The sequence below is a fragment of the Collimonas humicola genome (genome assembly GCF_018304945.1).
GTDB lineage: Bacteria > Pseudomonadota > Gammaproteobacteria > Burkholderiales > Burkholderiaceae_D > Collimonas > Collimonas humicola.
In genome coordinates this window covers 15676-40091 of the sequence record NZ_JAGQEE010000003.1, presented here as the reverse complement: position 1 = coordinate 40091, position 24416 = coordinate 15676, and the positions used below count along the sequence as shown (strand labels likewise).

The 24416-nt window shown below is 60.6% G+C and carries 28 protein-coding genes; 12 read left to right on the top strand and 16 right to left on the bottom strand.

The genetic code is table 11. The features are described 5' to 3' along the window. The first annotated feature begins 15 nt into the window (after positions 1-15). The 7 genes from KHU30_RS11755 to KHU30_RS11725 all read left to right on the top strand — a co-directional run bounded on the left by KHU30_RS11755 (position 16) and on the right by KHU30_RS11725 (position 6090). Positions 16-465: a DsrE family protein gene (locus KHU30_RS11755; RefSeq protein ID WP_211442854.1), complete on the top strand. Its 450-nt coding sequence runs from the start codon at positions 16-18 to the stop codon at positions 463-465. Between the two features lie 378 nt (positions 466-843). After that, positions 844-1302 carry a DUF2244 domain-containing protein gene (locus KHU30_RS11750; protein WP_211442853.1) on the top strand — a complete coding sequence of 153 codons (459 nt, stop codon included), beginning with the start codon at positions 844-846 and terminating at the stop codon, positions 1300-1302. A 32-nt stretch (positions 1303-1334) separates the two neighbouring features. After that, positions 1335-2507, top strand: coding sequence for a cytochrome c oxidase subunit II (coxB, locus tag KHU30_RS11745; protein ID WP_211442852.1), 1173 nt, complete (start codon positions 1335-1337; stop codon positions 2505-2507). 83 nt (positions 2508-2590) lie between these two features. Beyond that, the gene (gene ctaD, locus KHU30_RS11740; RefSeq protein ID WP_211442851.1) at positions 2591-4192 is read left to right on the top strand and encodes a cytochrome c oxidase subunit I; all 1602 of its coding nucleotides are present in this window, start codon (positions 2591-2593) and stop codon (positions 4190-4192) included. A gap of 159 nt (positions 4193-4351) precedes the next feature. Next, complete coding sequence (locus tag KHU30_RS11735) at positions 4352-4927, top strand: cytochrome c oxidase assembly protein (protein ID WP_211442850.1); 576 nt, start codon at positions 4352-4354, stop codon at positions 4925-4927. A 27-nt stretch (positions 4928-4954) separates the two neighbouring features. Further along, positions 4955-5170: a DUF2970 domain-containing protein gene (locus KHU30_RS11730; protein ID WP_098495257.1), complete on the top strand. Its 216-nt coding sequence runs from the start codon at positions 4955-4957 to the stop codon at positions 5168-5170. 53 nt (positions 5171-5223) lie between these two features. Further along, on the top strand, positions 5224-6090 hold the full coding sequence (locus KHU30_RS11725; protein WP_407928064.1) for a cytochrome c oxidase subunit 3: 867 nt from the start codon (positions 5224-5226) through the stop codon (positions 6088-6090). 101 nt (positions 6091-6191) lie between these two features. Here the strand turns inward: KHU30_RS11725 and KHU30_RS11720 are convergent, their stop codons facing one another. Next, entirely contained in the window at positions 6192-6392 is a 201-nt protein-coding gene (locus tag KHU30_RS11720) for a twin transmembrane helix small protein (RefSeq protein ID WP_061936749.1), read from the bottom strand. A 38-nt stretch (positions 6393-6430) separates the two neighbouring features. Between KHU30_RS11720 and KHU30_RS11715 the strand changes: the two genes are divergently transcribed. From KHU30_RS11715 to KHU30_RS11695, 5 genes are read left to right on the top strand one after another with little or no spacing between them, the layout of a single operon-like run. Continuing rightward, the gene (locus KHU30_RS11715; RefSeq protein ID WP_211442848.1) at positions 6431-7237 is read left to right on the top strand and encodes an SURF1 family protein; all 807 of its coding nucleotides are present in this window, start codon (positions 6431-6433) and stop codon (positions 7235-7237) included. Next, positions 7191-7832 (top strand): SCO family protein, encoded by a 642-nt coding sequence (locus KHU30_RS11710; protein ID WP_329956674.1) that lies wholly within the window; start codon positions 7191-7193, stop codon positions 7830-7832. Before KHU30_RS11715 ends, KHU30_RS11710 begins: the two co-directional genes overlap by 47 nt. A gap of 21 nt (positions 7833-7853) precedes the next feature. After that, positions 7854-9014 (top strand): COX15/CtaA family protein, encoded by a 1161-nt coding sequence (locus KHU30_RS11705; protein WP_211442847.1) that lies wholly within the window; start codon positions 7854-7856, stop codon positions 9012-9014. Next, positions 9011-9895 carry a heme o synthase gene (gene cyoE / locus KHU30_RS11700; protein WP_211442846.1) on the top strand — a complete coding sequence of 295 codons (885 nt, stop codon included), beginning with the start codon at positions 9011-9013 and terminating at the stop codon, positions 9893-9895. The genes KHU30_RS11705 and cyoE overlap by 4 nt, the downstream gene beginning before the upstream one ends. 8 nt (positions 9896-9903) lie before the next feature. Continuing rightward, positions 9904-10536: an SCO family protein gene (locus KHU30_RS11695; protein ID WP_211442845.1), complete on the top strand. Its 633-nt coding sequence runs from the start codon at positions 9904-9906 to the stop codon at positions 10534-10536. A gap of 124 nt (positions 10537-10660) precedes the next feature. Here KHU30_RS11695 and KHU30_RS11690 read toward each other — a convergent pair whose 3' ends face one another. From KHU30_RS11690 to KHU30_RS11620, 15 genes are all read right to left on the bottom strand, one after another. After that, entirely contained in the window at positions 10661-11212 is a 552-nt protein-coding gene (locus KHU30_RS11690; RefSeq protein WP_211442844.1) for a DUF4166 domain-containing protein, read from the bottom strand. A 118-nt stretch (positions 11213-11330) separates the two neighbouring features. Beyond that, positions 11331-12230 (bottom strand): RNA polymerase sigma factor RpoH, encoded by a 900-nt coding sequence (rpoH, locus tag KHU30_RS11685; RefSeq protein ID WP_211442843.1) that lies wholly within the window; start codon positions 12228-12230, stop codon positions 11331-11333. 253 nt (positions 12231-12483) lie between these two features. Next, positions 12484-12858 (bottom strand): GTPase, encoded by a 375-nt coding sequence (locus KHU30_RS11680; protein WP_211442842.1) that lies wholly within the window; start codon positions 12856-12858, stop codon positions 12484-12486. After that, positions 12855-13577, bottom strand: a complete 723-nt coding sequence (locus KHU30_RS11675) for a response regulator (RefSeq protein ID WP_211442841.1) — start codon at positions 13575-13577, stop codon at positions 12855-12857. The genes KHU30_RS11680 and KHU30_RS11675 overlap by 4 nt, the downstream gene beginning before the upstream one ends. A gap of 147 nt (positions 13578-13724) precedes the next feature. Further along, positions 13725-16010 (bottom strand): sensor histidine kinase, encoded by a 2286-nt coding sequence (locus KHU30_RS11670; RefSeq protein WP_211442840.1) that lies wholly within the window; start codon positions 16008-16010, stop codon positions 13725-13727. A gap of 2 nt (positions 16011-16012) precedes the next feature. After that, positions 16013-16489 carry a DUF4390 domain-containing protein gene (locus tag KHU30_RS11665; RefSeq protein ID WP_407928063.1) on the bottom strand — a complete coding sequence of 159 codons (477 nt, stop codon included), beginning with the start codon at positions 16487-16489 and terminating at the stop codon, positions 16013-16015. A gap of 203 nt (positions 16490-16692) precedes the next feature. Beyond that, positions 16693-18000: a 16S rRNA (cytosine(967)-C(5))-methyltransferase RsmB gene (gene rsmB, locus KHU30_RS11660; RefSeq protein WP_211442839.1), complete on the bottom strand. Its 1308-nt coding sequence runs from the start codon at positions 17998-18000 to the stop codon at positions 16693-16695. A 77-nt stretch (positions 18001-18077) separates the two neighbouring features. Further along, positions 18078-18716 carry a LysE family translocator gene (locus KHU30_RS11655; RefSeq protein WP_211442838.1) on the bottom strand — a complete coding sequence of 213 codons (639 nt, stop codon included), beginning with the start codon at positions 18714-18716 and terminating at the stop codon, positions 18078-18080. A 191-nt stretch (positions 18717-18907) separates the two neighbouring features. Further along, positions 18908-19801, bottom strand: a complete 894-nt coding sequence (locus tag KHU30_RS11650; protein ID WP_211442837.1) for an alpha/beta hydrolase — start codon at positions 19799-19801, stop codon at positions 18908-18910. After that, positions 19801-20145, bottom strand: coding sequence for a DUF1840 domain-containing protein (locus tag KHU30_RS11645; protein ID WP_211442836.1), 345 nt, complete (start codon positions 20143-20145; stop codon positions 19801-19803). The genes KHU30_RS11650 and KHU30_RS11645 overlap by 1 nt, the downstream gene beginning before the upstream one ends. 112 nt (positions 20146-20257) lie before the next feature. Beyond that, positions 20258-20803, bottom strand: coding sequence for a hypothetical protein (locus KHU30_RS11640; RefSeq protein ID WP_329956673.1), 546 nt, complete (start codon positions 20801-20803; stop codon positions 20258-20260). A 78-nt stretch (positions 20804-20881) separates the two neighbouring features. After that, entirely contained in the window at positions 20882-21841 is a 960-nt protein-coding gene (locus KHU30_RS11635; protein ID WP_211443219.1) for a DMT family transporter, read from the bottom strand. Between the two features lie 92 nt (positions 21842-21933). Next, positions 21934-22770: an AraC family transcriptional regulator gene (locus tag KHU30_RS11630; RefSeq protein ID WP_211442835.1), complete on the bottom strand. Its 837-nt coding sequence runs from the start codon at positions 22768-22770 to the stop codon at positions 21934-21936. A 9-nt stretch (positions 22771-22779) separates the two neighbouring features. Further along, entirely contained in the window at positions 22780-23706 is a 927-nt protein-coding gene (gene ftsX, locus KHU30_RS11625; protein ID WP_211442834.1) for a permease-like cell division protein FtsX, read from the bottom strand. Next, positions 23703-24395 carry a cell division ATP-binding protein FtsE gene (locus tag KHU30_RS11620; protein WP_211442833.1) on the bottom strand — a complete coding sequence of 231 codons (693 nt, stop codon included), beginning with the start codon at positions 24393-24395 and terminating at the stop codon, positions 23703-23705. Before KHU30_RS11620 ends, ftsX begins: the two co-directional genes overlap by 4 nt. Positions 24396-24416: the final 21 nt, after the last annotated feature.

Below are 24416 nucleotides of genomic sequence, written 5' to 3'. Positions count from 1 at the left end.
CGACCGGGAGTGACGATGCAACGACGCAGCATCCTGTGGACCATGTTTTCATCAATTGGCGCGGCTTCCGTGCTGGCGGCGAGCGCAAGGCCGGCGCATGCCGCCGCCGTGGATAAAGCCAAGGTCGTCTATCACTTGAGCGAGCAGGCCAGGGTCGCCTTCGTGCTCGGCAATATCCAGAGCCATTTCGAAGGCATGGGCGGCCCGGACAAGGTGAAGATCGTGCTGGTGATACACGGCGCCGCGCTCAGGGCCTTCCATGCCGCCCAAGCCAGCCCGGATTTCATTGCGCAAGTCGCCGAGCTGGCAAAAACCGGCCTGGAAATGAACGCCTGCATCAACACCATGAAAGCGCAGAAAGTCGAGCTGAAAGACCTGTTGCCGGGTTTCGGCGTGGCCGACAAGGGCGCGGTGGTGATGCTGGCAGACCTGCAATCGCAGGGTTACGCCTACTTGCGGCCTTGAGGCTGCTCCCTTTCTTGATGGAATCGATAGTCATGCCGCCGGCCGGCAGAAAATCGACTCCGACCCTAATTGTTTTGCGGTTGCAGCAAGGGGCTAAGGTCTAAAGGAAAGTGTTGTCAATTTGCCTCGCGAGTCTTGTTCCGGCCCTGGCAGATATACTGGTTTTCGCATATAGCGACTATCTGAAACCGGTTATTGCGGGCCTTGCGGGGTGTGAGTCTGGGGCTGGCCGGGCGGCTTGAAAACGAGGTTTTGGGGGTGTTTGCGGGGCTGGTTCCGAGGATTTGATTCTCCTTGATAACAAGTTCGATTAGCCCTTATACTTCAAAGGTTTTAGCTTGTGCGTACAGGCAACATGCTTGATGTCGATGGTGCATCATGATTAAGCGAGAATGGGACTTGAGGCGTAATTGCGCTATCGCGCCGCGCCAGCTTGGTTTTTTCTACGTAATCCTCTGTGCGACCTCGATGGCCGTGGCGATAGCTTTTACTTTGCGCGGCGCCTGGTTCGTATTGCTGTTCGCGGTGCTGGAAATGTCGGCGGTGGCTGTCGCATTCCTGATTTATGCGCGGCACGCTACGGACCGCGAGCATATCGCGATGCTGGACGACGGCTATCTGCTTGTAGAACTGATACAGGCGCAGGAAATTCGACAATTTAAACTGGATTTGCGTTCCATCCGGATTGCAGTGCAGGAGACAAAGAAGGGCCTCATCGGCCTGGAAGCACTAGGCACCCGAGTAGAAGTAGGTCAGTTTTTGACGGAATGGAAGCGGCGTGAGTTTGTGCGAGAGTTAAGGCAGGAGATACAGCGCAGATCATTGCCTGGTGCTTGATAAAATTATAATTTTGGGCTTTTGAGGAAATCATGGAATATGCGAAGCGCCTTACATCGTTGACGCTCGGTGCGTCGCTCCTGGCGGCAGCAATGCCTTCATGGGCGGTGGTCGATAGCCCGGGTGGTCCCAAAGTACTTGGGATGAACTTTCAACCGCCAGTCACCGAAATTGCACAGCAAATCTACGATCTGCATAATTTGATGCTGATCATCTGCCTGGTGATTTTCCTGGCGGTTTTCGGGGTGATGTTCTATTCCATCCTGAAACACCGCAAGTCGCTGGGCGCCAAGTCGGCCAGTTTCCATGAAAGCACCGGCGTCGAAATCGCCTGGACCGTGATTCCTTTCCTGATCGTCATCGGCATGGCGCTGCCGGCCACCAAGACGGTGGTGGCGATGAAGGATACCTCCAACGCCGACCTCACCATCAAGGTCACCGGCATGCAATGGAAATGGGGCTATGACTATCTCAACGGCGAAGGCGCCGGCATTTCCTTCCTCTCCAACCTCTCCACTCCCCACGAACAAGTAGTCGACTCGACCAAGGTCAAGAACGACAACTACCTGATCGAAGTCGACAATCCGATGGTGGTGCCGGTCAACAAGAAGGTCCGCATCATCACCACCGCCAACGACGTCATCCACTCCTGGACTATCCAGGCGTTCGGCGTCAAGCAGGATGCGATTCCCGGCTTCGTGCGCGACACCTGGTTCAAGGCCGAGAAGGTCGGCGTCTACCGCGGCCAGTGCGTTGAGCTGTGCGGCAAGGACCACGCCTTCATGCCTATCGTGGTCAACGTCCTGAGCGACGCCGATTACAAGGCCTGGGTCGACGGCAAGAAAAAGGAAATGGCTGCGCAGGCGGACGATCCGAGCAAGACCTGGACTATCGATGAATTGAAACAGCGCGGCGAAAAAGTCTACACCGCCAATTGCGCGGCCTGCCACCAGGCTAGCGGCAAGGGTGTCCCTGGCGCCTTCCCGCCGCTCGACGGCGACCCGGTCGTGAACGGCCCGCGCGCGGCGCAGATCAATGTCGTGTTGAACGGCAAGGTCGACGGCGCCATGCAGATGCCGGCCTGGAAAGCCGTATTGTCGGATACCGAAATTGCCGCGGTGATCACCTACACCCGCAACAACTGGTCCAACAAGGCACAAGAAAATATTGTCCAACCGGCAGAAGTGCTGGCTGCGCGAAAATAAACTTTTGGGGGCAGAGTTGATGAGTCAGCAAGCGAAGCTTGAGACGAATAACTCTGTCCTCCACTGAAATACAGGAGATTGAGATGAGCAGCACTACCGCAGTCGATCACGCACACGATCATTCTCACGACGACCACGCGCACGACCACCCGCACGGTTGGCGCCGCTGGCTGTTCGCCACCAACCACAAGGACATCGGCACCTTGTACCTGTGGTTCTCGTTCACCATGCTGCTGTCGGGCGGGGTATTGGCGCTGCTGATCCGCGCCGAGCTGTTCCAGCCCGGCCTGCAGTTCTTCAAGCCGGAATTCTTCAACCAGCTGACCACCATGCACGGCCTGATCATGGTGTTCGGCGCCATCATGCCGGCCTTCGTCGGCTTCGCCAACTGGATGATCCCGCTGCAGATCGGCGCCTCCGACATGGCGTTTGCGCGGATGAACAACTTCTCGTTCTGGCTGATGCCGCCTGCTGCGCTGCTGCTGGCGACCTCGTTCCTGGTGCCTGGCGGCGCCACCGCGGCCGGCTGGACCCTGTACGCTCCGCTGTCGACCCAGATGGGCCCTGGCATGGACATGGCGATTTTCGCGATCCACATCATGGGCGCTTCGTCGATCATGGGTTCGATCAACATCATCACCACCATCCTCAACATGCGCGCGCCTGGCATGACCCTGATGAAGATGCCGATGTTCTGCTGGACCTGGCTGATCACCGCCTACCTGCTGATCGCCGTGATGCCTGTGCTGGCCGGCGCCATCACCATGACCCTGACCGACCGCCATTTCGGCACTTCCTTCTTTAACGCGGCCGGCGGCGGCGATCCGGTGATGTACCAGCACATCTTCTGGTTCTTCGGCCACCCCGAGGTGTACATCATGATTCTGCCGGCCTTCGGCATCGTCTCGCAGATCATCCCGGCCTTCGCCCGCAAGCAGCTGTTCGGCTATGCCTCGATGGTGTATGCAACCGCATCGATCGCGATCCTCTCGTTCATCGTCTGGGCGCACCACATGTTCACCACCGGCATGCCGGTGACTGCGCAGCTGTTCTTCATGTATGCAACCATGCTGATCGCGGTCCCTACCGGCGTCAAGATCTTCAACTGGATCGCCACCATGTGGCGCGGTTCGATGACTTTCGAAACCCCGATGCTGTTCGCGATCGGTTTCATCTTCGTGTTCACCATGGGCGGTTTCACCGGCCTGATCCTGGCGGTGACGCCGATCGACATCCAGATGCAGGACACCTACTACGTGGTGGCGCACTTCCACTACGTGCTGGTGGCCGGCTCCCTGTTCGCGCTGTTCGCCGGTTACTACTACTGGGGTCCGAAATGGACCGGTTTCATGTACAACGAAACCCGCGGCAAGATCCATTTCTGGAATTCGCTGGTCTGGTTCAACGTCACTTTCTTCCCTATGCACTTCCTGGGCCTGGCCGGCATGCCGCGTCGCTATGCCGACTATCCGGCGCAGTTCACCGATTTCAACATGGTGGCTTCGATCGGCGCGCTGGGCTTCGGCCTGACCCAGGTCTACTTCCTGTTCTTCGTGATCATTCCATCGATCAAGGGCGGCAAGAAGGCAGCCGACAAGCCATGGGAAGGCGCTGAAGGTCTGGAATGGACTGTTCCAAGTCCTGCTCCTTTCCACACCTTCGAAACGCCGCCAGTCTTTAAATAATGGAAACGGCGGGGGCGCATGCCACCCGCCGGCTCTGCATGGATATCCAACATGAATCAGCAGAAAAAACCGAATAACCTGCGCACCGGCTTGCTGGTGGGCTTGCTTGCCCTGAGTTTCTTCATCGCGATCTTCGTCAAGATGATGTGGTTCAAATAGATGAGCAATCCTGAAGACGGCGGCGCCAAGGAAGAGTCGCGGAAACTGAACTGGCAGATGCTGGGCAAGCTGCTGGTGATTGCCGTCATGATGTTCGGCTTCGGCTACGGCCTGGTGCCGGTGTACAAGAAGATTTGCGAAATCACCGGCGTCAATTACCTGACGCCCAAGGATGGCACGGTGGCAGCGCCGGCCAACACCCAGGTCGACAAGAGCCGCACCATTACGGTGGAGTTTGACGGCAATTCGCAGGGGCCTTGGCGCTTCCGGCCGACTGTCAGCAGTTTGCAGGTGCATCCTGGAGAAATGACCACGGTGGTGTACGAAGTGGTGAACAAGCAGGCGCGCAAGATGGATGCCCAGGCGATTCCGAGCTATGCGCCGATGCAGGCGGCGGCTTTCTTCAAGAAAGTCGAATGTTTCTGCTTCACCCAGCAGACCCTGGGCCCGAACGAGGCGAAGGAAATGCCGGTGGTGTTTTACATAGATCCTGCTATACCTAAGGATGTGAAGCTGATTACGCTGTCGTACACGTTTTTTGAAATTGCGGGCCAGCCGGACAAGCCGGCAAGTTAAACCAGCGGGGCCGGGCAGGAGTGTCGAATGTCGGATCTGAAAGAAGCAAGTCGCCGTAAAGCCTCGTTTGGCGCTGCCATGAAAGCGATATTCTGGTCGTTCTTCGGTGTGCGCAAGAGGAAAGATTATGAAAGCGATGCGGCGCAGCTGAATCCGGTGCATGTTGTTATCGCCGCTATCCTCGGGGTGTTGATTTTTATTGGAATACTGATCACGATCGTCAAGCTGGTGGTCGCCAAGTAAGTGCAGCACAAGACCGCAAATATTGAAATTACTAATTAAATTTGTATCTGGAGATGGCAATGAGTTCTCGACAAGGCAGTGCACCTTACTATTTCGTTCCCGGTCCGTCCAAGTGGCCGGTGCTGGGCGGCACGGCGTTGCTGGCGACCATGGCCGGCGCCGCGGCATGGGTCAACGGCGTTGTCTGGGGGCCGGAGCTGTGCGGCCTTGGCCTGCTGTCGTTCCTGGTCGTGCTCTACAAATGGTTCGGCGATTCCATCCGCGAATCCGAAGGCGGCATGTACAGTGCGCGCATCGATACCTCTTACCGCTGGAGCATGAGCTGGTTCATTTTCTCCGAAGTCATGTTTTTCGCTGCCTTCTTCGGCGCCCTGTTCTATGCCCGCAGCATCTCGATGCCGTGGCTGGGCGACCTGGACAACAAGGTGCTGTGGCCTGATTTCGCCGCGCACTGGGGCAATGCCGGCCCGGCCGGCACGATCGAGCCGTTCAGCACCATGGGTCCGTTTCCGATCCCGACCATCAACACCTTCCTGCTGCTCACTTCCGGCGTGACGCTGACGATTTCCCACCATGCGCTGCGCGCCGGCCATCGCGCCAAGACCGCGGCCTGGCTGTTCGCCACCATCGTGCTGGGCGCCACCTTCATGGGCTTCCAGGCTGCCGAATACATCGAGGCCTATACCGATTTCAACCTGAAGCTGACGTCCGGCGTCTACGGTTCGACCTTCTTCCTGCTGACCGGTTTCCACGGTTTCCACGTCACCATCGGCGCGATCATGCTGTCGGTGGTGCTGTACCGCGTGCTGAAGGGCCATTTCACTCCGGATCACCACTTCGCGTTTGAAGGCGCGGCCTGGTACTGGCACTTTGTCGACGTCGTCTGGCTCGGCTTGTATGTGGTGGTGTACTGGCTGTAAGGCCGGCGCCAGGCCAGCGCGCAGGACAGCGCCGGCCCGCGATGCATAAAAAAAGGCCACACCTCGGTGCGGCCTTTTTTACGACGGGCTTGGCGTGTTGCCTAGTGCAGGCCGGTCGGCTGGATATAACCCAGCTTGTACAAGAGCAGTATCATGAGGAACAAGCACACCGACAGGCCGACGCGCCAGGTCAGTGCCTGCACAGTGCGGTTGCTCTTGCCCTTGTCGCGCATCAGGAATATCAATGCGGAGGCGAGGCTGCCGATGATCAGGATGAAGGCAATGGCGACGACGATTTTCATTTTTTGCCAGGGGAAATGTTGACTAAGGCAATATTGTAATGCTAATCGGCTCTAAACCCGACTACAGGCCCAGGTTCCGTTTCCGCCTGATACCCTTTATCGCAACCGTCGTCCTGGTAGTGCTCGGCATCGCCCTGGCGCAATGGCAAACGCGGCGCGGCGACCAGAAGCAGCTGATTGAAAGCAAGCTCTTGCAACGACAGGCCGATCCGGTACTCCAGTTTGGCGCCGGCCCGGCGGACCTCGATCGGCTCGAATACCGGCGCCTGGCGCTGCGCGGTGAATTTATTGGCGCCTGGCCTGTCTATCTCGACAACCGTCCGCTGAACGGCGTGGCCGGCTTCTACGTGCTGATGCCATTCAAGCTGGCCGGCCCGGGCAGGGGGGGGGATGCGGGGTTGGGTACGGGGTTGGGTAATTACGTGCTAGTGGCGCGCGGCTGGCTGCCGCGCGACCCGTCCGACCGCAGCAAGCTGCCGTCCTACCCGACGCCGGCCGGCACGATCGAGATAGAAGGGCTGGTCAGGCGCGATTTCGGCCATGTGATGCAGCTGGGCGACGCCGGCCCGCTGCAGCCCAGGGCCATTGTGCAGAACCTGACTATCGGCGAATTCGCCGCGGCCAGCAAATTCAAGCTGCAACCGTTCGTGGTGGAGCAGACCAGCGACGTTGGCGATCATTTGCAGCGGACCTGGCCAAGGCCGTCGCTAGGGATAGAAAAGCACCGCGGCTACGCCTTCCAATGGTATGCGCTGGCGGTGATGGCATTCATTTTTTTTGTTGTGACAGGATTTAGACGTGGACCAGAAAATACCAACAAGCCAGCCGCTCAACAGTCCGGCTAATCCGCCGGCGCAGGACAGGCAGCGCCAGAGCGGCCGCTGGAAACTGTTCGCGGTGATCGCGGTATGCGCGGCGCCGATGCTGGCCTCTTACTTCACGTATTACGTGATCAAGCCGCAAAGCCGCACCAATTACGGCACGCTGATCGATCCGCGGGCATATCCGATTCCCGAACTGGGCAGCACCGCGCTCGACGGCACAGCGGAATCGCTGGCATCGTACAAAGGCAAATGGCTGATGGTGCAGGTCGATGGCAGCGATTGTGGGAAGGCTTGCCAGGACAAGCTGTTTGAAATGCGCCAGTTGCGCCTGATGCAGGGCAAGGAAATGGACCGCATCGAACGGGTCTGGCTGATTACCGATGCGCAGCCTCTGGAGACGATGGTGATGCGCGAATATGACGGCACCAGATTGCTGCGGGTTAAGCCGGAACTGCTGAAAGCCTGGCTGCCGGCCGAGGAGGGCACCAACGCCGCCGACCATATCTACCTGATCGATCCGCTCGGTCACCTGATGATGCGCTTCCCCAAGGATGCCGATCCGAACAAGGTGAAGAAGGATCTGTCCAAGCTGCTGCGCGCTTCGGCGATAGGATGATTCAGCCATGACGGGTTTTCAATGACAGCGCCAATGTTAGTTCAGCTCGGCAGCATGGGAGTGCTGGTCGCCGTGCTGGCGTTCTGCGTCGTCTGGGTTTCCAGCGACACCAATAAATACCGCAAGCTGGTGTGGGTCACGCTGTTCCTGACTTTCGACCTGATCATGTTCGGCGCCTTTACCCGGCTGACCGATTCCGGTCTCGGCTGCCCCGACTGGCCAGGCTGCTACGGCCATTCCAACCCGCTGCTGGCGCACGCGCATATCAGCGCCGCGCAGGAAGCCATGCCGTTCGGTCCGGTGACGGTGAAGAAGGCCTGGATCGAAATGATCCACCGCTATTTCGCCATGGGCGTCGGTGTGCTGATCATCGCCCTGATGGCGATCAGCTGGCTGCGCTGGCTGAAGTCGCGCCGGCAACCGGCGCAAAGGCTGGCCAAGTTTTCGCCCTGGTATCCGACCTTGCTGTTTTTCTGCGTCTGCCTGCAAGGGGCTTTCGGCGCCTGGACCGTGACCCAGAAACTGCAGCCTGTGATCGTCACCACCCATCTCTTGCTCGGCTTGAGCTTGCTGGCGATGATGGCCTGGATGGGCGCGCGCCAGAACGACCATGCGCCGGTGGCGGCCAGCGGCGCCGGCCTGGTCCGGCCGGCCGCGATTGCGCTTGTCCTGCTGGTGATCCAGATCGCTCTCGGCGGCTGGGTGAGTACTAACTATGCCGCCCTGGCCTGCACCGACTTCCCTCTGTGCCACGGCGCGTTGGTGCCGCAGATGGATTTCGCCAACGGTTTTACGCTGTGGCGCCACCTGGGCATGACTGCCGACGGCGATTTCCTGACGTTCCAGGCGCTGACGGCGATCCACTGGACCCACCGCAGCTTTGCCTTCGTGGTGATCGCCGTGATCGCCTGGCTGGCCTGGAAAGCGCTGCGCACCGCCGGCTTGCGAAATACCGGGCGCTGGCTGCTGATTGTTATTGGATTGCAATTGTTGACCGGCTTGTCTACCATTTACTTTAACTGGCCGCTGGCGATAGCTGTCGTGCACAACGGCGGGGCGGCGGCGCTGCTGGTGTTGCTGGTCATGTTAAACTACAAGGCTAGACTCGCTCCCGGCCGGCATGCCGTTTCGGCGGCAGGTAGCCATTCAGCAATTGTTGACAGCCTCAACCCGCATCCATGACCGCATTGACCGTACCTCCTAATCGAATTGCCCAGTACTGGGCGCTGACCAAGCCGCGGGTGACGCAGCTGGCGGTGTTTTGCGCAGTGATAGGCATGTTCCTGGCGACGCCCGGCTTGCCTGACTGGCAACGGCTGGTGGCGGCCACGATCGGCATCTGGCTGCTGGCCGGCGCTGCCTTTGCCGTCAACTGCCTGGTCGAGCGCGAGATCGATTCACGCATGGCGCGCACCGCCCGGCGGCCGATGGCGCGCGGCGAGATCACGGTCAACCAGACCCTGGTGTTTTCCGGAGTCATCGGCGGCAGCGGCATGTGGGTGCTGTACAACTTCGTCAATCCGCTGACCATGTGGCTGACTTTCGCCACGTTTGTCGGTTATGCCATCATCTACACCATCGTCCTGAAACCGGCGACGCCGCAGAATATCGTCATCGGCGGCCTCGCCGGCGCCATGCCGCCGGCTCTGGGCTGGGCCGCGATCGCCAACGACGTGCCGATGCAGGCCTGGATCCTGGTGCTGATCATCTTTGTCTGGACCCCGCCGCATTTCTGGGCGCTGGCGATGTACCGCCGCGACGACTACGCCAAATCCGGCCTGCCGATGCTGCCCATCACGCATGGCATGAAATTCACCCAGCTGCAGATCTGGCTGTATACGATCGCGCTGGTCGCCACCACCATGCTGCCGTTCGCAGTCGGCATGAGCGGCCTGATCTATCTGGCCAGCGCGGCGCTGCTCGGGCTGGTTTTCTTGTGGTACGCATGGCAGATCTACCGGCGCTACACCGATCTGATCGCGCGCAAGACATTCGCCTATTCGATCATCTACCTGTCGCTGCTGTTCGCCGCGCTGCTGGTCGATCACTACCTCAAATTCTGAAAGCAATCATGAAGCGCATTACCCCTGTCATTTCCCTGTTTGCCGGCTTGCTGATGGCTTTGTCGCTGGCGGCCTGCGGCGACAAATCGGCCGGCAACAGCCAGGAAATGACCTTGTCGCCAGCCAAGACCGCGTTCAACAATACCGACGTCACCGGTCTCGGCTACGCCCGCGATTTCGCCCTCACCGACCATACCGGCAAGCCGCGCACGCTGGCCGACTACAAGGGCAAGGCCGTGGTGGTGTTTTTCGGCTACACCCAATGCCCCGACGTCTGTCCGACCACCATGGTGGAAATGGCCAATGTGCTGAAGCAAATGGGCCCGCTGGCGAGCAGGGTGCAGGTATTGTTTGTCACGGTCGATCCGGAGCGCGATACGCAAGAGTTGCTGTCGAAGTATGTGCCGGCCTTCGATCCGAGCTTCGTCGGCCTGTACGGCGATGCGGCGGCGACCGAAAAGGTGGCCAAGGAATTCCGCGTGTTCTATCAGAAAGTACCCGGCAAGACCCCGGGCAGCTATAGCATGGACCACACCGCCGGCAGCTATGTGTTCGATCCGGAAGGCCACATCCGTCTGTTCATACGCCATGGCCAGGGGCCGGAGCCGATCGCGCATGATTTGAAATTATTGCTGAAATGATCCACGGCGACCTGGTCGCCAGTGCATGTAAAAAGAGCAGGACCACTTTGCTGAGGTCCTGCTCTTTTTGTATGGCGGTGTTGCTAAAGGCGTGGGCATCGGATGTTCGGCATCGAGTACGATTTCACGCCGCGATCCTCGCTTGCGCCAGGTCCAGATAGCCGTGATATTGCGCCAGCACGCCTACCAGCGGTAATCTCGCGGCGACGTTGAAATGCAGCCTGCCGCCGGCGCCGGTTTCCTCCGCCAGCACGGCAGGAATCAGAAATTTTGGACAGGCGATTCCGCAGCAGGTGATACGCAGCAGCGTCATGTTCAGGCGTCCGTCGGCGGCGTTGAGCGTAAAGTGCAAGTCCACCGGCCCCAGGCGTTCCACTAGCGTGCCGGCGCTGACTTGCATGCGCGAGGCCATGGTCCTGCCGGGGAAATGACGGCGCCAGGTTTCCTGCCGGCTGTCGGCGTCCAGTTCAAACAGGAAGGTGGTTTCCCTGGTCGCTTTGGGCAGCGAGAACAGCAGGCCGAAGCAGCGGCCGATCAGGGTATGCGGCCCTTTGACCGTGCATCTTCCCGGCAGCTCGACGCGCCCGGTCAAGCTATGGAATTGCTGCAGTTCCGGCGCCAGCGCGTTGAAATTGTCCGCCATGACCTGACGGTAGAGAGAGTCGGGAGAATTCATGCGTCTTGAGTCCCGGTCGTGTTTGCGTAAAGGCAACATTATAACACCGGGATACAAAACAAAACCCCCTGAACCATAAGGTGCAGGGGGCTTCATAGGGGAAAGATCGATGGTCGGATCAGGTAAACGCGGCCAGCGAACCTTTCATTTTCTTCAAGGCCACTGCTTCAATCTGCCGTATGCGTTCCGCTGAGACGCCGAATTCGTCGGCCAGCTCATGCAAGGTGGCGCCGGAACCGTCGTCGTTGGCTAGCCAGCGGGCTTCAACGATGCGCCGCGAGCGTTCATCCAGCTTGCCCAGGGCAGATTCGAGGCCTTCCGATTGCAGGCGGTCGTAGCGCTGCGCTTCCAGCACCTTGGTCGGTTCCTGCGATTCCGACGACAGATAGGCGATCGGTGCAAATTTGTCATCGTCGTCATCGGTCGGCGCATCCAGCGCGATATCGCGGCCGGTCAGGCGCGTTTCCATCTCGATCACTTCTTCGCGCTTGACGTTGAGGGTCTTGGCCAGGGCCTCGACCTGCGACGGCGTCATCGCGTCCAGGCCTTCCTTGTGGCTGCGCAGATTGAAAAACAGCTTGCGCTGCGCCTTGGTGGTGGCTACTTTCACCAGGCGCCAGTTTTTCAGGATGTATTCATGCATTTCCGCCTTGATCCAGTGCATGGCATACGACACCAGTCGTACGCCCTGGTCCGGGTCGAAGCGCTTGACTGCTTTCATCAGGCCGATATTGCCTTCCTGGATCAGGTCGGCGTGCGGCAGGCCATACCCGAGGTAGCCGCGGGCGATCGAGACCACCAGGCGCAAATGTGAAAGCACCAGCTTTTGTGCGGCGCCAAGGTCGTTTTTGTTGCGCAGTTGTTGTGCCAGGGAAATTTCTTCATCATGTGTCAACATCGGCAGGCGGTTCACGGCCGAGATATAAGCGTCGATGTTCCCCAGCGTGCCGGAAAAGCCGAGCGCCAGGGCGTTGCTCTCGGTAGGCATTAATGCGGTGCTGACTGATGGATTCTTCATTCTTTCTCCTTGCTGTCCGGCCAGCTCAGGCTGCCGGTTGATCAACGATCAGACGTATGACGGGAATATATTAGCACTCTCTAATTCAGAGTGCTAATAGGATTTGTTAGAGAATGTACATAGCGTGCTGCTATTGGAATTATTCTTATGATTGCCATACGCAACAACTTAGAGGAGGAAACCCGAGGAAAGTTGCGTGCCGGCGGCAGGAAATGCTGTATAGCCGCAGGGCAAGTTGCATGGCTGACTTTGCTCAGACCACCAGGTCCGGGGTCAGGGAAAGATAAGCGTCGTAAGGCGGTTGGCTGAGAAAATCGCGGATTTGCTGCAGGTGCGTGTCGTCGGCAATGCTGATGAACAATCGCGCCGGCGTTTTGCGCAGCAGGCGGTTCAAAGTGACGCGCAGCGTCAGGTTGCCAATGCAGCAAAAGCAGCCGGGGGCGATCCGTTTGATTTCCAGTTCAGGCGGCAAGGGAGCCGTCGCCAGTTTGCCGTCGGCCAGGCCTTCCAGGATCAGTGCGGTACTCTGATAAACGCCGTGGTGCGCCAGTTCTTGCTGCAGGGCAGACCAGATCGCGGCTTCACGCGCGCTGGCCGGTCTGCCGCTGACCAGGGTGGTGAGCGTCATCCGCCCTTTTTCGACAGCTTTCCCGGATCGACGCCGAGTTGTTTCAGTTTCCGGTACAGGTGGGTGCGCTCCAGTCCGGTTTTTTCAGCCACCCTGGTCATGCTGCCGCTTTCGCGAATCAGGTGGTATTCGAAATAGGCGCGCTCGAAAGCATCGCGCGCTTCGCGCAAGGGCAGGCCGAACGATGTCGAGAACAGGCTTTCCGAGGCTGCCGCCACCGATGGCATGGCCGCGGCGTGTCCGCTTTCGGACGCGATCGGATTGTTAAAGGCGCCCACAGCGGCGACCACGTCGCCCAGTTCGCTGGTGGCGGCGACCGGCTGCGGATAGAGGGTTGGCGCGCGGGCAGTCTTCGGGCCTTGCGACAGCCCCTGCTGGACCGCTTTCAGCAGTTTTTGCAAGGCAATCGGTTTTTCCAGGAAATTCAGGGCGCCGATGCGCGTCGCTTCTACCGCTGTGTCGATGGTGGCGTGGCCGGACATCATGATGACCGGCATGGTCAGCAAGCCGTCGCGCTGCCATTCCTTGAGCAGCGTCACGCCGTCGGTGTCCGGCATCCAGATATCGAGCAGCACCAGATCGGGCACGCCGCCCTGACGAAACTCGCGAGCCTGTTGTGCATTTTCCGCGGCGGTTACTACATGCCCCTCGTCACCTAAAATTTCCGAGAGCAATTCCCGAATTCCCATTTCGTCGTCAACGACTAGGATATTAGCCATGCGGTTGCCTTCCCATTTCCTGTTGCATCAAATCCCACTGTATGGACCGTTCAGATAGCCCAGTTAAATTGTTGATGTCTCGTTGTTTTATTTCCGCGTCCGGATACATGCTATATCACTCAACTGCCAATTTGCAGGTGTTGCATATCAAATTATGGCTGAATCATGACTTGAGGCTAACTTTAACAGCAAAATCAGGATTTTTGCGCCCTTTGTATCGCTTCGGTTCTGCAGATCGATGCGGCCGCCGTGTTCGTCGATGATTTTTTTCACCATCGGCAGGCCCAGGCCGGTGCCGCGCGGCTTCGACGTGACGTAGGGTTCAAACGCCCTGGCCAGTATTTTAGGCGAGAATCCGGCGCCGTTATCGGTGATCGAGAGCCGCACCGCGGTGCGCGAGAGGCCGTCCGAACTTTGATAGCTGACGCGCTCGGTGACCAGGTCGATGCGCGGCGGCTGCGGATCGCCGCTGCGGTCCATGACGGCGTCCTGGGCATTCTGCAGCAGGTTGTGTATCACTTGCCGCAGCTGGGTGGCGTCGCCCATGATCAGCGGCAGGTCCGGCGCCAGCGAGGCGTGGATCATGTCGCGTTCGTCGCCCGCCAGATACAGGTGCAGGATTTCCGCCACCAGCACGTTCAGGTCGAGCTCGCCCAAGACAGCAGGCGGCGTCTTGGCGTAGTCGCGGAAATCGTCCACCATGCGCTTCATTGCCGCTACCTGGTTGACGATGGTGTCGGTGCTTTTTTTCAGGATCGCCGCGTCCTGGGTCATCAGCTTGTCTTCCAGTTTCATCTGCAGCCGTTCCGCCGACAGCTGGATCGGCGTCAGCGGATTCTTGATTTCATGCGCCAGGCGGCGCGCTACTTCGCCCCAGGCAATCGAGCGCTGGCCGGAGATGACGTCGGAAATATCGTCGAACACCACCACATAGCCGGTGCGGTTCTCGACCGGCAGGCGCGAGCCGCGCGCCAGCAGGGTGATGTCGTCGCTGTCGTTGTCCGCGCCGCTGTCTACCCGCCGCGGAATCTCGATCTGCTGCTGCCAGTGCAGCAGCTCGGGGCCGATCTTGCCGGTGGCGAATTGCGCGTTCTGTTCGGAAAAGGCATTGGTGATGACTTCCGCAAAGTGCGCCAGGCCGTCGATGATGTTGAGCGGCTGGCCGATGTGCGGAGAAAAGTCGTACTGCAGGATGCGTGCCACCGACTGGTTGCTGGTGACCAGGCGGAAATCGCCGTCCAGCACCATCACGCCGGCCGACATGTTGGCCAGCACCGATTCCAGGTAGGCCTTGGCATTTTCCAGCTCGCTGCGGTTTTTCTCGACCGCGGCGCGGGCATCGAACAGCTGGCGCGTCATCAGGTTGAACGACTGGGTCAGGGTGCCCAGCTCGTCCGAGGTAGCGACGATCGGCCGCGGCGACAGGTTGCCCTCGGCCACCGCCTTGGTGCCTTCCGCCAGCAGCAGCAAGGGCTTGGCCAGGTCGGTGGCGATCAGGAAGGCGCTGGCGATGGCGCCGAACACCGCCAGCAGCAGGGTCAGGGTCAGGGTCACCAGATAGATCTTGCGCAGCCCGGAACGGCCAAGCGAACGCTCCTGGTATTCGCTGTAGGCCGAGCCGAGCGCCTCGGCGTTGGTCGCCAGATAGGCCGGCACCGGCTGGATCATCTGCAGGAAATGAGTATCGTCCTGCAAGGATGAGCTGTGTAGCGGCGGCGGGATCGCCACCACCACGTGCTGGCGCAGGTCGTTGTCGCCGCCATCCGCGGCGCCGCCGTCGGGATTGTCCTGAGCGCTCTCGGTAGCGGCATAGCCGTGCGGCAGGCGGGCCTGCTGCAGCATGGCGGGCGTCGGCTGAGTCGGCCTCAGGGCTCCCAGATGGCCGCCGACCGACGCGATCACCTGGCCGTTGGCGGTGACGATGGAAGCCTCCAGATTCTTTTCGTTGAGGCGGCCCAGCTGGGTGGCCTGCGCCGAATTCGACAGCTCCGACCAGTCCGCCGCCAGGATGCGGGCCCTGGAACTGAGATCGCTGAGCGACGACTCCAGCGCGGCATGGCTGAGGTTCAGGCCCGACTGCAAGGCCGACTCCACGTGCACGTCAAACCAGGATTCGATCGAGCGCGAAACAAACTGCACCGACACCAGATAGATCACCACGCCCGGCAAGATGCCGATCAGTGCGAACATGAAGACCAGTTTGGCGGTCAGGCGGGAGCCGAACTTGCCGTGCTTGTAGCGGCTGTAGAGGCGGCCCAGCAGCAGGCACACCAGCACGAACAGCGCCACCGCCATCAACGCGTTCAAGCCCAGCAGCCAGGAGTAGTGCTTGTCGAAGAAATCGGAATTGGAAGAAGCGGAGGACAGCAGGAACAGCAGGATGCTGACGATGGCGCCGCCGACCACCAGCAAATAACGTAGCGCGCGCGACACGGCTATTCTGCCTTGTAGTTGAAACTCTTCCAGTCGGAAGAAAAACGCCAGTCGCTATTGTTCAGCGCATTGACCTGGAACGGCTTCGACAATAGCCCCAGGTCCAGCCCCATGCGCACTGCGACCCGGTACACCTCGCCGCTCTTGAGCGCGGTTTTGTCGGCGATCAGCCAGCGGCTGGGACGGCGGATCAGGGACAGGGCGTCATCGAGTGTATTGAAGCTTTGCTGCAGGCTGCCGTTGGTAGCGACGTTATAGCGGCGCGTGATGACGTTGTATTGCAGGCGGATGGTCTGGGTGGCCGTGATCGCCTTTTCGTCGAACCAGTACCAGCGCGGCCGGGTCAGTTCGACATCGGTCGTGAAATACAGGGCGACGCCGCGATTGATCACATCTTCAAGGCCACGGTTGAGATCGAAGGAAAAAGTCGCTGAGAGCCGGTAGCCGTTGTCGTCCGCTTCGATATGGGCCTGGCTCAATTCAACGCCTTCAGATGCAAAGCTGGAGGCGTGGCTAAAAGACAGAGCTAGCATCAGGGCCAGCAGCCAGTATTTTATGAATTGAGGCAATGGTCGTGTCACTGGTATCTGTTACGGAGCAAATCCGCTAAAAAATAGTGCATTAACAAGGGGACACAGCTGAGCCGCTCTGGTTGCGGCTGTCAGACAGCTTTTCTATTTCATCATTTTTGGAACAAGGCATAAAACAGCCCGTCATGGTCCTGTTCATGATCGGCACGCGGCAACAGCTGGCCTGGCGCCGGCAGCCTGCGGGCATTGTGACGCTGGGCGAACGCTGCTGCCTGGGCCTCGGATTCCTGCGGCCAGACGGAACATGTTACCAGCAGCAATTTACCATCCGGCCGCAGCATCTGCCACAGATTGTCCAGAATCTTTGCCGAAAGTGTTGCCAGCTGCTCGGTATCGGTCTTGCGCCGCAGCCAGCGGATATCCGGATGGCGCCGCACGATGCCGGAGGCGGTGCAGGGCACGTCGGCCAGGATGCGGTCGAACAGCTTGCCGTCCCACCAGTCCTTGCCGTCGCTGCCGAGGCTGGCGTCGCCCAGCTGCAGGCCGGCCTGCAGTTGCAGCCGCTGCAGGTTCTGGGTGATGCGCTGCAAGCGCTTGGGATTGTTGTCCAGCGCGGTCAGCTCGACCTCGGCGGTTTCCAGGATGTGACAGGTTTTGCCGCCGGGAGCGGCGCAGGCGTCCAGCACCCGCATGCCGTCTTGCACATCCAGCAACGGCGCCGCCAGTTGCGCCGCCGCGTCCTGCACTGACGCCAGGCCGTCTTCAAAACCGGGAATCTGCGCCACCGGCATGGCCATGTCCAGGCGGATGGCGTAGTCGCCGATCTGGCGCGCGCCGATATCGTGGCTGGCCAGGGTTTCCAGATAGGCCGCTACCGAGGTCTTGCGGCGGTTGACGCGCAAGGTCAGCGGCGGCGCCGTGTTGCCGGCGGTCAGGATGGCTTGCCATTGTTCCGGATAGGCGGCTTTCATGCGGTCTATCCACCACACCGGATAATTCCACAAGCCGAAGGGCGTCTTGACGGCGATCGCCACCAAGGCTTCGCGCTCGCGCAGGAAGCGGCGCAGCACCGCATTCGCCATGCCTTTGGCGTGCGCCATCTGCGGGTCCGAGGCAACTGCGGTGACGGCCTGGTTAACCACGGTGAAATTTTCATAGGCAGGATCGTCGACATCGGCCAGCAGGCACAGGGCTGCGCACAGCAGGCAGTGCAGCAGGGTCGGTTCCGGCGGCCGGCTGGCCAGGTTGCCCAGCAAGGTTTCCGCGCGGCCGATGCCGCGCATGGTGCGGTAGGCGATATCCTGGATGGCGCCGCGGGTCGGCGCCGGCGCTGCCGATTGCGCAAATACCTGGGTCAATGCCTGTGGCAGCGCCGCACCGTCGCGCACCAGTGCGATCGCCTGGGCGGCGCCAAGCAGGCTAAACGCGAGAGAGTCTTTTTTGAGGGTTGAATAAGTCACAAGTTGTTCAAGGCTACGCTACGGTTATGGTTTTCAAAAATTCAGTCTGGCAAGATCAAGGGGCTCACCTAGTTGGCTTAATTCCGGCTCAGCGCCAGTTTCATGCCCAGCGCGACAAAGGCGGCGCCGACGCTGCGCTCCAGCCAATGCTTAACGTGGGGATTGCTGCCGGCATGGCGGCTGAGCGTCCCGGCCAGCATCGCTGTGCCGCTGTTCCAGCATAGCGTCACTACGGAAAACACCGCGCCCAGCAATAAAAAAGCGGCGATCTTGTGCGGCGAATCGTGCTGCACGAATTGCGGGAAAAACGACAGGAAAAACAAGATCACCTTGGGATTGAGCACATTGGTGATCAAGGCTTGCACGAAAATCGTCTTGTGCGAGCGCAGGTCCGGCTGCGGCCGGCTGGCGCTGGCGGCCTGCTTTTTGCTGAAAAGCATCTTCAGCCCGAGATACACCAGGTAAGCCCCGCCCGCCAGCTTGACCGCCATGAACGCTGTGGCCGAAGCCGCCAGCAGCGCGGTCAGGCCGAAAGCCGACAAGGTGGCGTGGATGCAGCAGCCGGCGGTGATGCCCAGCGCCGACAGCAAGCCGGCGCGGCGTCCTTGCGCCAGGCTGCGGCCGACTATATAGGCGGTATCCGGGCCGGGAGTGGCGTTCAGTAACAGGACGGCCATCAGGAACAGGCCAAAATCGGTAATGCCGAACGAAATCATGGCGGCGCTAGACAGGATGGTAACAATGCGATTGTAGCGGGGATATGCTCGTGAACCTACGGTTAGGTCGCGATTGTGGCAGGAAAAATGCTGAAATTACCGGATGGCTTGACAGCAGCCGCGGCTTGCCTTACCGGAGAGGCAAGCCGGCAGCGTCAATGTCATTGCAATAATTTTCTTGCCAGGAAATATTAGCTTGCCAACGCCGCACTGGCGACAGGCAGCGGCTGCAACATGTGCTGTGTGTCCAGCCAGCGGCGCACATCGGCGAATACGCGCTCGGCGCCGATTTCGTTGAAAATCTCGTGATACATGCCTTCGTAGTCGCGCATGGTGCCGATCTCAGGGCGCAGAGCGGCGAAAAAGCGGCGGCTGCCTGCCGGGTCGATGATGCGGTCGTCGCCGCCGATCACCATCAGGGTCGGCAGCGCCAGCGTCGGCGCCTGGCTGATGGCGAAGGCGCCGGCATGCAGCATGCTGTTGAGCAGGCGCGGGCTGATCTTGTTATGCACCAGCGGATCGAGGCGGTAGGCCCTGGCCACCGTGAGGTCGTGCGACAGATGGTTGACGTCCAGGCCGTTGGGCGCCGCCAGGCCCGGGGCAATCGCCGACATCAGCTTGAGCAGGCCGTGCTGGAAGCCGCTCATGCGCAGCGCCAGCGCCGGCGACGACAGGATCAGGCCGCGCAAGGAAGCCATCTGCGCCACCGCAAAGCGCGCGGCGAACAGGCCGCCCATGCTGTGGCCGAATAATATAGGGGTGGTGTTTTCCAGCTCGGGATGGATCAGCCCTTGCTGCCGGCTGAAATCGTTCAGCACCAGCTTGGCGTCGCGCAGCAGCGTGCTGTCGTCGGCGACATCGCCCTTGCGGCCGCCGGAACGGCCGTGGCCGCGATGATCGTAGCTGCGCACCAGCAAGCCGCAGCGATTGAAAAAACGTATGACATGGGCATAGCGTCCGGAATGCTCGCCCAGCCCGTGCATCAGCAGGATACTGCCGGCGACCGGCTCGCCGGGAGCCAGCGGCCAGTCGGTAACGAACAGCGAGGTGCCGTCGTCGGCCGTAAGCTGCCGCTCCTGCGGCATCAGACGCCCCAGATGATGTCGTTGTTGTGCTTGTGGGCTTCGCGCAGCATTTCCAGCAAAGGATGGATGCGGCTGGCGAAATTTACCGTCTGCACCGGCTCATGGCCGCTGTCGTCGCCCTGGTCGTTGTGATGGGCCGCGATGTCGTGCTGCACGCTGTCGGATGCGGGATGGGCACGGCTTTCCGAGGTTTCCGCTTCCAGCTTGGCAATCGCTGCCGCGCCTTCCGCAGCCGTGATCACGCCGATCTTTACATCTTTATGCAGCAGATCGAGGATGCGCTTGGCGTCGTGTTCGAACATGATGACGTCGGACGATGCCTTGGATTTGAACGTAACTAACATAAAACCTCAAAAAATGTTTTTGATAAAAAAGACATTGTACAGAATAGTTGTTTGTCCCGGTGGACGCCAGGCTTGTCACTACCGGTTACAGAGCCGGCAAGTGACTGCAAAATTAATTATGTTTGAACGAACTGATGAAAGTATCAACATTTTCCCGGGAAACCTGTTTTTCCGGACCCATCACGATGACCTGGTAGATTTCCTTGTCCTTGCTGACAAAATGCCCGAACAGTATTTCTTCCTTGCCGGCGGGGGTCTTGCCGACTGCTTCGATGTCGATGCTGGACGACAGCCCTTGCGCGCCGCTGGCGGCGGTCGATTTCTCCGAACGGACCGTGCCGCTGATATTTTTCACCAGCGCGGTTTTCATTGCGAGCAGGGCGGCCTGCGCCTTGGCGGCATCGGGCACGCTGGCGCTGCCCACGGCGAACACCGTGTCGTCGACCTTGGAGGCGGTCATGGTCATGGTGAGCACGGTGCCGTCGAGGTCGACCGGGCGTGCAAAGGTCGAGGGTTTGGTCGGCAGCAAGACGCTGTAAGGCGCATCCTTGCTGCGCACTTCGCGCCAGTTGAACTTGGGCGAACAGGCCGACAGCAAGATCGTTGCGCCGGCGCACAGCAGCAATGCGCGGACGGCTGGATGAGAGGCAGTTTTCACGAGCGAATTTTCAAGAGCGAATTTTCAAGAGCGAATTTTCAACAGATTATGCAGCAGGCTGCAAAGAGGAAACCGCCTCTATGGTATCTGATGCTGGAAGGTACGCACACCAAAAACGATGCCTATGCACAACAAGACGATCCCCGCCATCACTTGCACGCCAGGCACCGCGCCACGGAAAATGAAGGCGTACAGCAGGGCCGACAAGGTTTCGAAGACGATCAGCTGCGCCAGCAGCGCTGTCGGCAGGTGCTGGCTGGCCTTGTTCCAGAGCAGGGTGCCGATCCAGGAAGCCGACAGGCCGATAACCAGCATCAAGCCGACAAACTGCAGCGGCCGCGGGCCGAACGGGAAGGCATACGTGCCGCCGCTCAGCTTCTGGTAAGCGCCGTAGGCGAACATCCCGGTCAATGCCAGCGGCAACACCGCCAGGCCTTGGGCGGTGGCCCAGGTGGACGGGCTGATGTGCGGATTGGCGCGCAGGTAGCGGGCATTGACGATCGGGTACCAGGTCCAGGCGGCGACGCCGCCGAGCGCAATCAGGCAGCCCAGCAGATAGTCGCTCATCGAGCGCGTGTTGCTGCTGCCGGCTTGCTGCATATGCGTCAGTTCGGCGGCGTTCACGCACAGGATGCCGATGAAGATGATCACCAGCGAAGGCGCCAGCCGGCGCCAGGCCACGCTTTCGGCCGCATGGCCCGGCGACCAGTTGGAAAATACCGAAATCACCACCGGCAAGGTGCCGATCAGCATGGTCGGCAGCGGTGCGTCGGCCAGCTGGATCGCCGTCGCCAGGGCGGCGTAATACAGCAGGTTGCCGACCAGCGAGAGTTTCAGCGCGGCGCGCCAGTCAGCCTTGCTCAAGGCGGCGATCCGCTTGCGGTGCAGCATGGCCGGCACCAGCGCGATCAGGCCGAACGCCACATAGCGGCCGAACGAGAGCATCAGCCCGGGGTAGTCAGGCAGCAGCAGCGGTGCAATGAAGACGAGGCCCCACATCAGGCCGGCGCCGAGCGCGCACAAGAGTCCGGTCAGCATGGCGAACGGCGCAAGCGGGTTGCAACGGTAAAACGAGGTGAGGCCATAGGGAATTGAGGGATGAGTAGCGATGGCACCCATCATGCCAAGCTTCAGGCCAGTGGTCTTGTACCAATTTGCTGTTGGTACTGCGCCGGCGTGACGCCATAGGCACGCTTGAACCAGCGCGTCAGGTGGCTCTGGTCGGTCAGGCCGACCGCGGCGGCGGCGTCGGTCGGCGTGCTGCGCAGGGCCAGCAGGCTCTTGGCGCGGGCGGCGCGGCGCGCCTGCAGGTACTGGTGCGGGGTGGCGTGGAATTCGGCGGCGAAAGTGCGCACGAAATGAAACACCGACATGCCGGCTTCCGCCGCCAGGGTATCGATGTGCAGCGTCTGGTCGAGATTGGCTTCGATGCAGTCGAGCACGCGCCGCATGGCAAGCATGCGCTGCGGATGATGCGCCGTGGCGGTCGCCAGTGGACGGAGGTTCTTGCCGTAGCGTTGCGTCACGGCGTCGATCAGCTGGGTGAAATGCGAGACGAAGGCGATGTCGTCCGGCGCCTGCCACATGCGCCGGAAGAGCAGGCGAAAGCTGTCAGCCAGCGCCGGATCGTGTTCGGTGGCGCCGCTGAAATAGGCTTCGCTGCCGGTCATTGCGTGCAAGATCTGCGGCTCGATATACAGCATCTGGTAAGTCCAGCCGGCCGCGACTTCCGCGTGGCCGTCATGCAACTCATCCGGGTTGAGCAGCACCAGCGTGCCGGCCGGCGCCAGGTGCTGGCCGCCCTTGTAGCGGAAACGCTCGACCCCGCTTTCGATCGCGCCCAGCGAATAGGCGTCGTGCACATGCGGAGCGAATTCGTGGTCCACCAGCCGCGCCGAATACAATTCCACGCCCGGCAGGTGCGGGCTGGTCTTGAAGGTGACGAATTCGGAGGGATGATGGAACACGATGGTTGCTCAGGCGAGCCGCGCCAGGTGGCGCCTTACCGACAGCACCGCGCCGGTCAGGCCGAGCCCGGCGCTGAGCGCCAGCAGGACGATGCTGGCCAGCCAGTTCAGCGGCAGCAGGCGGAATTCGGAGGCGTACAGGCGGGCGAATTCGGCAATCGCCTGGTTCAATGGCTGCAGGCCTAGCGCCACCGCCGCCAGCGCCAGGCCGCCGGCGCACAGGCCGAGCAGGGCGCCGGTGTAATAGAAGGGCCGGTGGATAAAGCTGTCGGTAGCGCCGACCAGCTTGGCCACGGCGATTTCCTCGCGTTGCGTCAGCACCTGCAGGCGCACGGTATTGAACACGACTGCCACCACCACGACCGCCAGCGTCGCCGCCAGGAACAGCAGCACCAGGCGCAGGATGCCGAGCAAGGCGGCCAGCCGCTTGACCCATTCCGAATCGACCTGCACGGTATCGACGCCGGGCAGCGCCTTGAGGTCGGCTGCGATGACATCGATGCGGGCGGCGTCGGGGGCATCATGGAAACCGGTCAGCTTCAGCACATACGCGTCCGGCAGAGGATTCTGGCCCAGGGTGGTCAGGGCGTCGTCCATGCCGGTCTTGTTTTTCAGGCTGACCAGGGCGTCTTCGCGCGGAATGAACAGCACCTTGGCCGCGCTGTGGTGCTGCAGCAGGATGGCGTCGATAGGCTTGGCCAGCGCCGTGGTCTTGTCGCGCGCCGCATCCAGCGCCATGAAAATGCTGATTTCCGGCTCCACCGCCAGTTGCTCCGATACCGGCCGGATGTTTTCGATCAGGGTCAGGCCGCCGAACGGCAAGGCCAGCGCAATCGCCACCACCAGCACATTGAGGGCAAAGCCGCCGGGGGCCTTGAACATATGGATGAAGGCGTCGCTGATGGCGAACACATGTTGTCGCAGCCAGCTCTTCATGCCGCACCTCCAGTGTTGCGCACGGCAGAGTTTTGCCAGTGGTCGACGATCTGGCCCTGGTCCAGGAACACCACGCGATTGGCGCTGTTGAGGAACTGCTCGTCATGGGTGGAAATCAGGCAGGTCACGCCGACCGCATGGAAGGACTTGAGCGCATCGAGCACCTTGTTGGCGTTGTCGCGGTCGAGATTGGCGGTCGGTTCGTCAGCCAGGATGATCTGCGGCCGGTTGACGATGGCGCGGGCGATCGATACCCGCTGCTGTTCGCCGCCCGAGAGAGCGAGCGGATCGGCGGCCGCCTTGTCCAGCAGGCCGACCCGGTCCAGCGCCGCTTGCGCGCGCTTCTCGGCTTCGGCCCGGGTGGCGCCGGTGACCAGCAAGGGCAGCATGACATTGGCCAGCACGCTGCGGTCCTGCAGCAGTTTCTGCTGCTGCAGGATCAGCCCGAGATTGCGCCGCAGGTAGGGCAGGCCGGAAGACTTCAGCTTGCCGACATTGGCGCCGCTGACCGTCAGGGCGCCGCTGCTGGGACGTTCGATTGCCGCAATCAGGTTGAGCAAGGTGGTTTTGCCGGCGCCGGACGGGCCGGCCAGGAAAATCAGGTCGCCCTTGTTGACCGTCAGCGTGATATCGCGCAGCGCGAACACGTCGCGCGCATATTTCTTGGATACCTGGTTGAATTCAATCATTGCAAATGTTGGCTAGTGGCG

Excerpts from the sequence above, each read along its gene's own strand:
- KHU30_RS11755 (WP_211442854.1), top strand. The coding sequence starts at position 16 with ATGCAACGACGCAGCATCCTGTGGACCATGTTTTCATCAATTGGCGCG.
- KHU30_RS11750 (WP_211442853.1), top strand. The coding sequence starts at position 844 with ATGATTAAGCGAGAATGGGACTTGAGGCGTAATTGCGCTATCGCGCCG.
- coxB (WP_211442852.1), top strand. The coding sequence starts at position 1,335 with ATGGAATATGCGAAGCGCCTTACATCGTTGACGCTCGGTGCGTCGCTC.
- ctaD (WP_211442851.1), top strand. The coding sequence starts at position 2,591 with ATGAGCAGCACTACCGCAGTCGATCACGCACACGATCATTCTCACGAC.
- KHU30_RS11735 (WP_211442850.1), top strand. The coding sequence starts at position 4,352 with ATGAGCAATCCTGAAGACGGCGGCGCCAAGGAAGAGTCGCGGAAACTG.
- KHU30_RS11730 (WP_098495257.1), top strand. The coding sequence starts at position 4,955 with ATGTCGGATCTGAAAGAAGCAAGTCGCCGTAAAGCCTCGTTTGGCGCT.
- KHU30_RS11725 (WP_407928064.1), top strand. The coding sequence starts at position 5,224 with ATGGCAATGAGTTCTCGACAAGGCAGTGCACCTTACTATTTCGTTCCC.
- KHU30_RS11720 (WP_061936749.1), bottom strand. The coding sequence starts at position 6,392 with ATGAAAATCGTCGTCGCCATTGCCTTCATCCTGATCATCGGCAGCCTC.
- KHU30_RS11715 (WP_211442848.1), top strand. The coding sequence starts at position 6,431 with ATGCTAATCGGCTCTAAACCCGACTACAGGCCCAGGTTCCGTTTCCGC.
- KHU30_RS11705 (WP_211442847.1), top strand. The coding sequence starts at position 7,854 with ATGACAGCGCCAATGTTAGTTCAGCTCGGCAGCATGGGAGTGCTGGTC.
- cyoE (WP_211442846.1), top strand. The coding sequence starts at position 9,011 with ATGACCGCATTGACCGTACCTCCTAATCGAATTGCCCAGTACTGGGCG.
- KHU30_RS11695 (WP_211442845.1), top strand. The coding sequence starts at position 9,904 with ATGAAGCGCATTACCCCTGTCATTTCCCTGTTTGCCGGCTTGCTGATG.
- KHU30_RS11690 (WP_211442844.1), bottom strand. The coding sequence starts at position 11,212 with ATGAATTCTCCCGACTCTCTCTACCGTCAGGTCATGGCGGACAATTTC.
- rpoH (WP_211442843.1), bottom strand. The coding sequence starts at position 12,230 with ATGAAGAATCCATCAGTCAGCACCGCATTAATGCCTACCGAGAGCAAC.
- KHU30_RS11680 (WP_211442842.1), bottom strand. The coding sequence starts at position 12,858 with ATGACGCTCACCACCCTGGTCAGCGGCAGACCGGCCAGCGCGCGTGAA.
- KHU30_RS11675 (WP_211442841.1), bottom strand. The coding sequence starts at position 13,577 with ATGGCTAATATCCTAGTCGTTGACGACGAAATGGGAATTCGGGAATTG.
- KHU30_RS11655 (WP_211442838.1), bottom strand. The coding sequence starts at position 18,716 with ATGATTTCGTTCGGCATTACCGATTTTGGCCTGTTCCTGATGGCCGTC.
- KHU30_RS11650 (WP_211442837.1), bottom strand. The coding sequence starts at position 19,801 with ATGCCGCAGGAGCGGCAGCTTACGGCCGACGACGGCACCTCGCTGTTC.
- KHU30_RS11645 (WP_211442836.1), bottom strand. The coding sequence starts at position 20,145 with ATGTTAGTTACGTTCAAATCCAAGGCATCGTCCGACGTCATCATGTTC.
- KHU30_RS11635 (WP_211443219.1), bottom strand. The coding sequence starts at position 21,841 with ATGCTGACCGGACTCTTGTGCGCGCTCGGCGCCGGCCTGATGTGGGGC.
- ftsX (WP_211442834.1), bottom strand. The coding sequence starts at position 23,706 with ATGAAGAGCTGGCTGCGACAACATGTGTTCGCCATCAGCGACGCCTTC.
- KHU30_RS11620 (WP_211442833.1), bottom strand. The coding sequence starts at position 24,395 with ATGATTGAATTCAACCAGGTATCCAAGAAATATGCGCGCGACGTGTTC.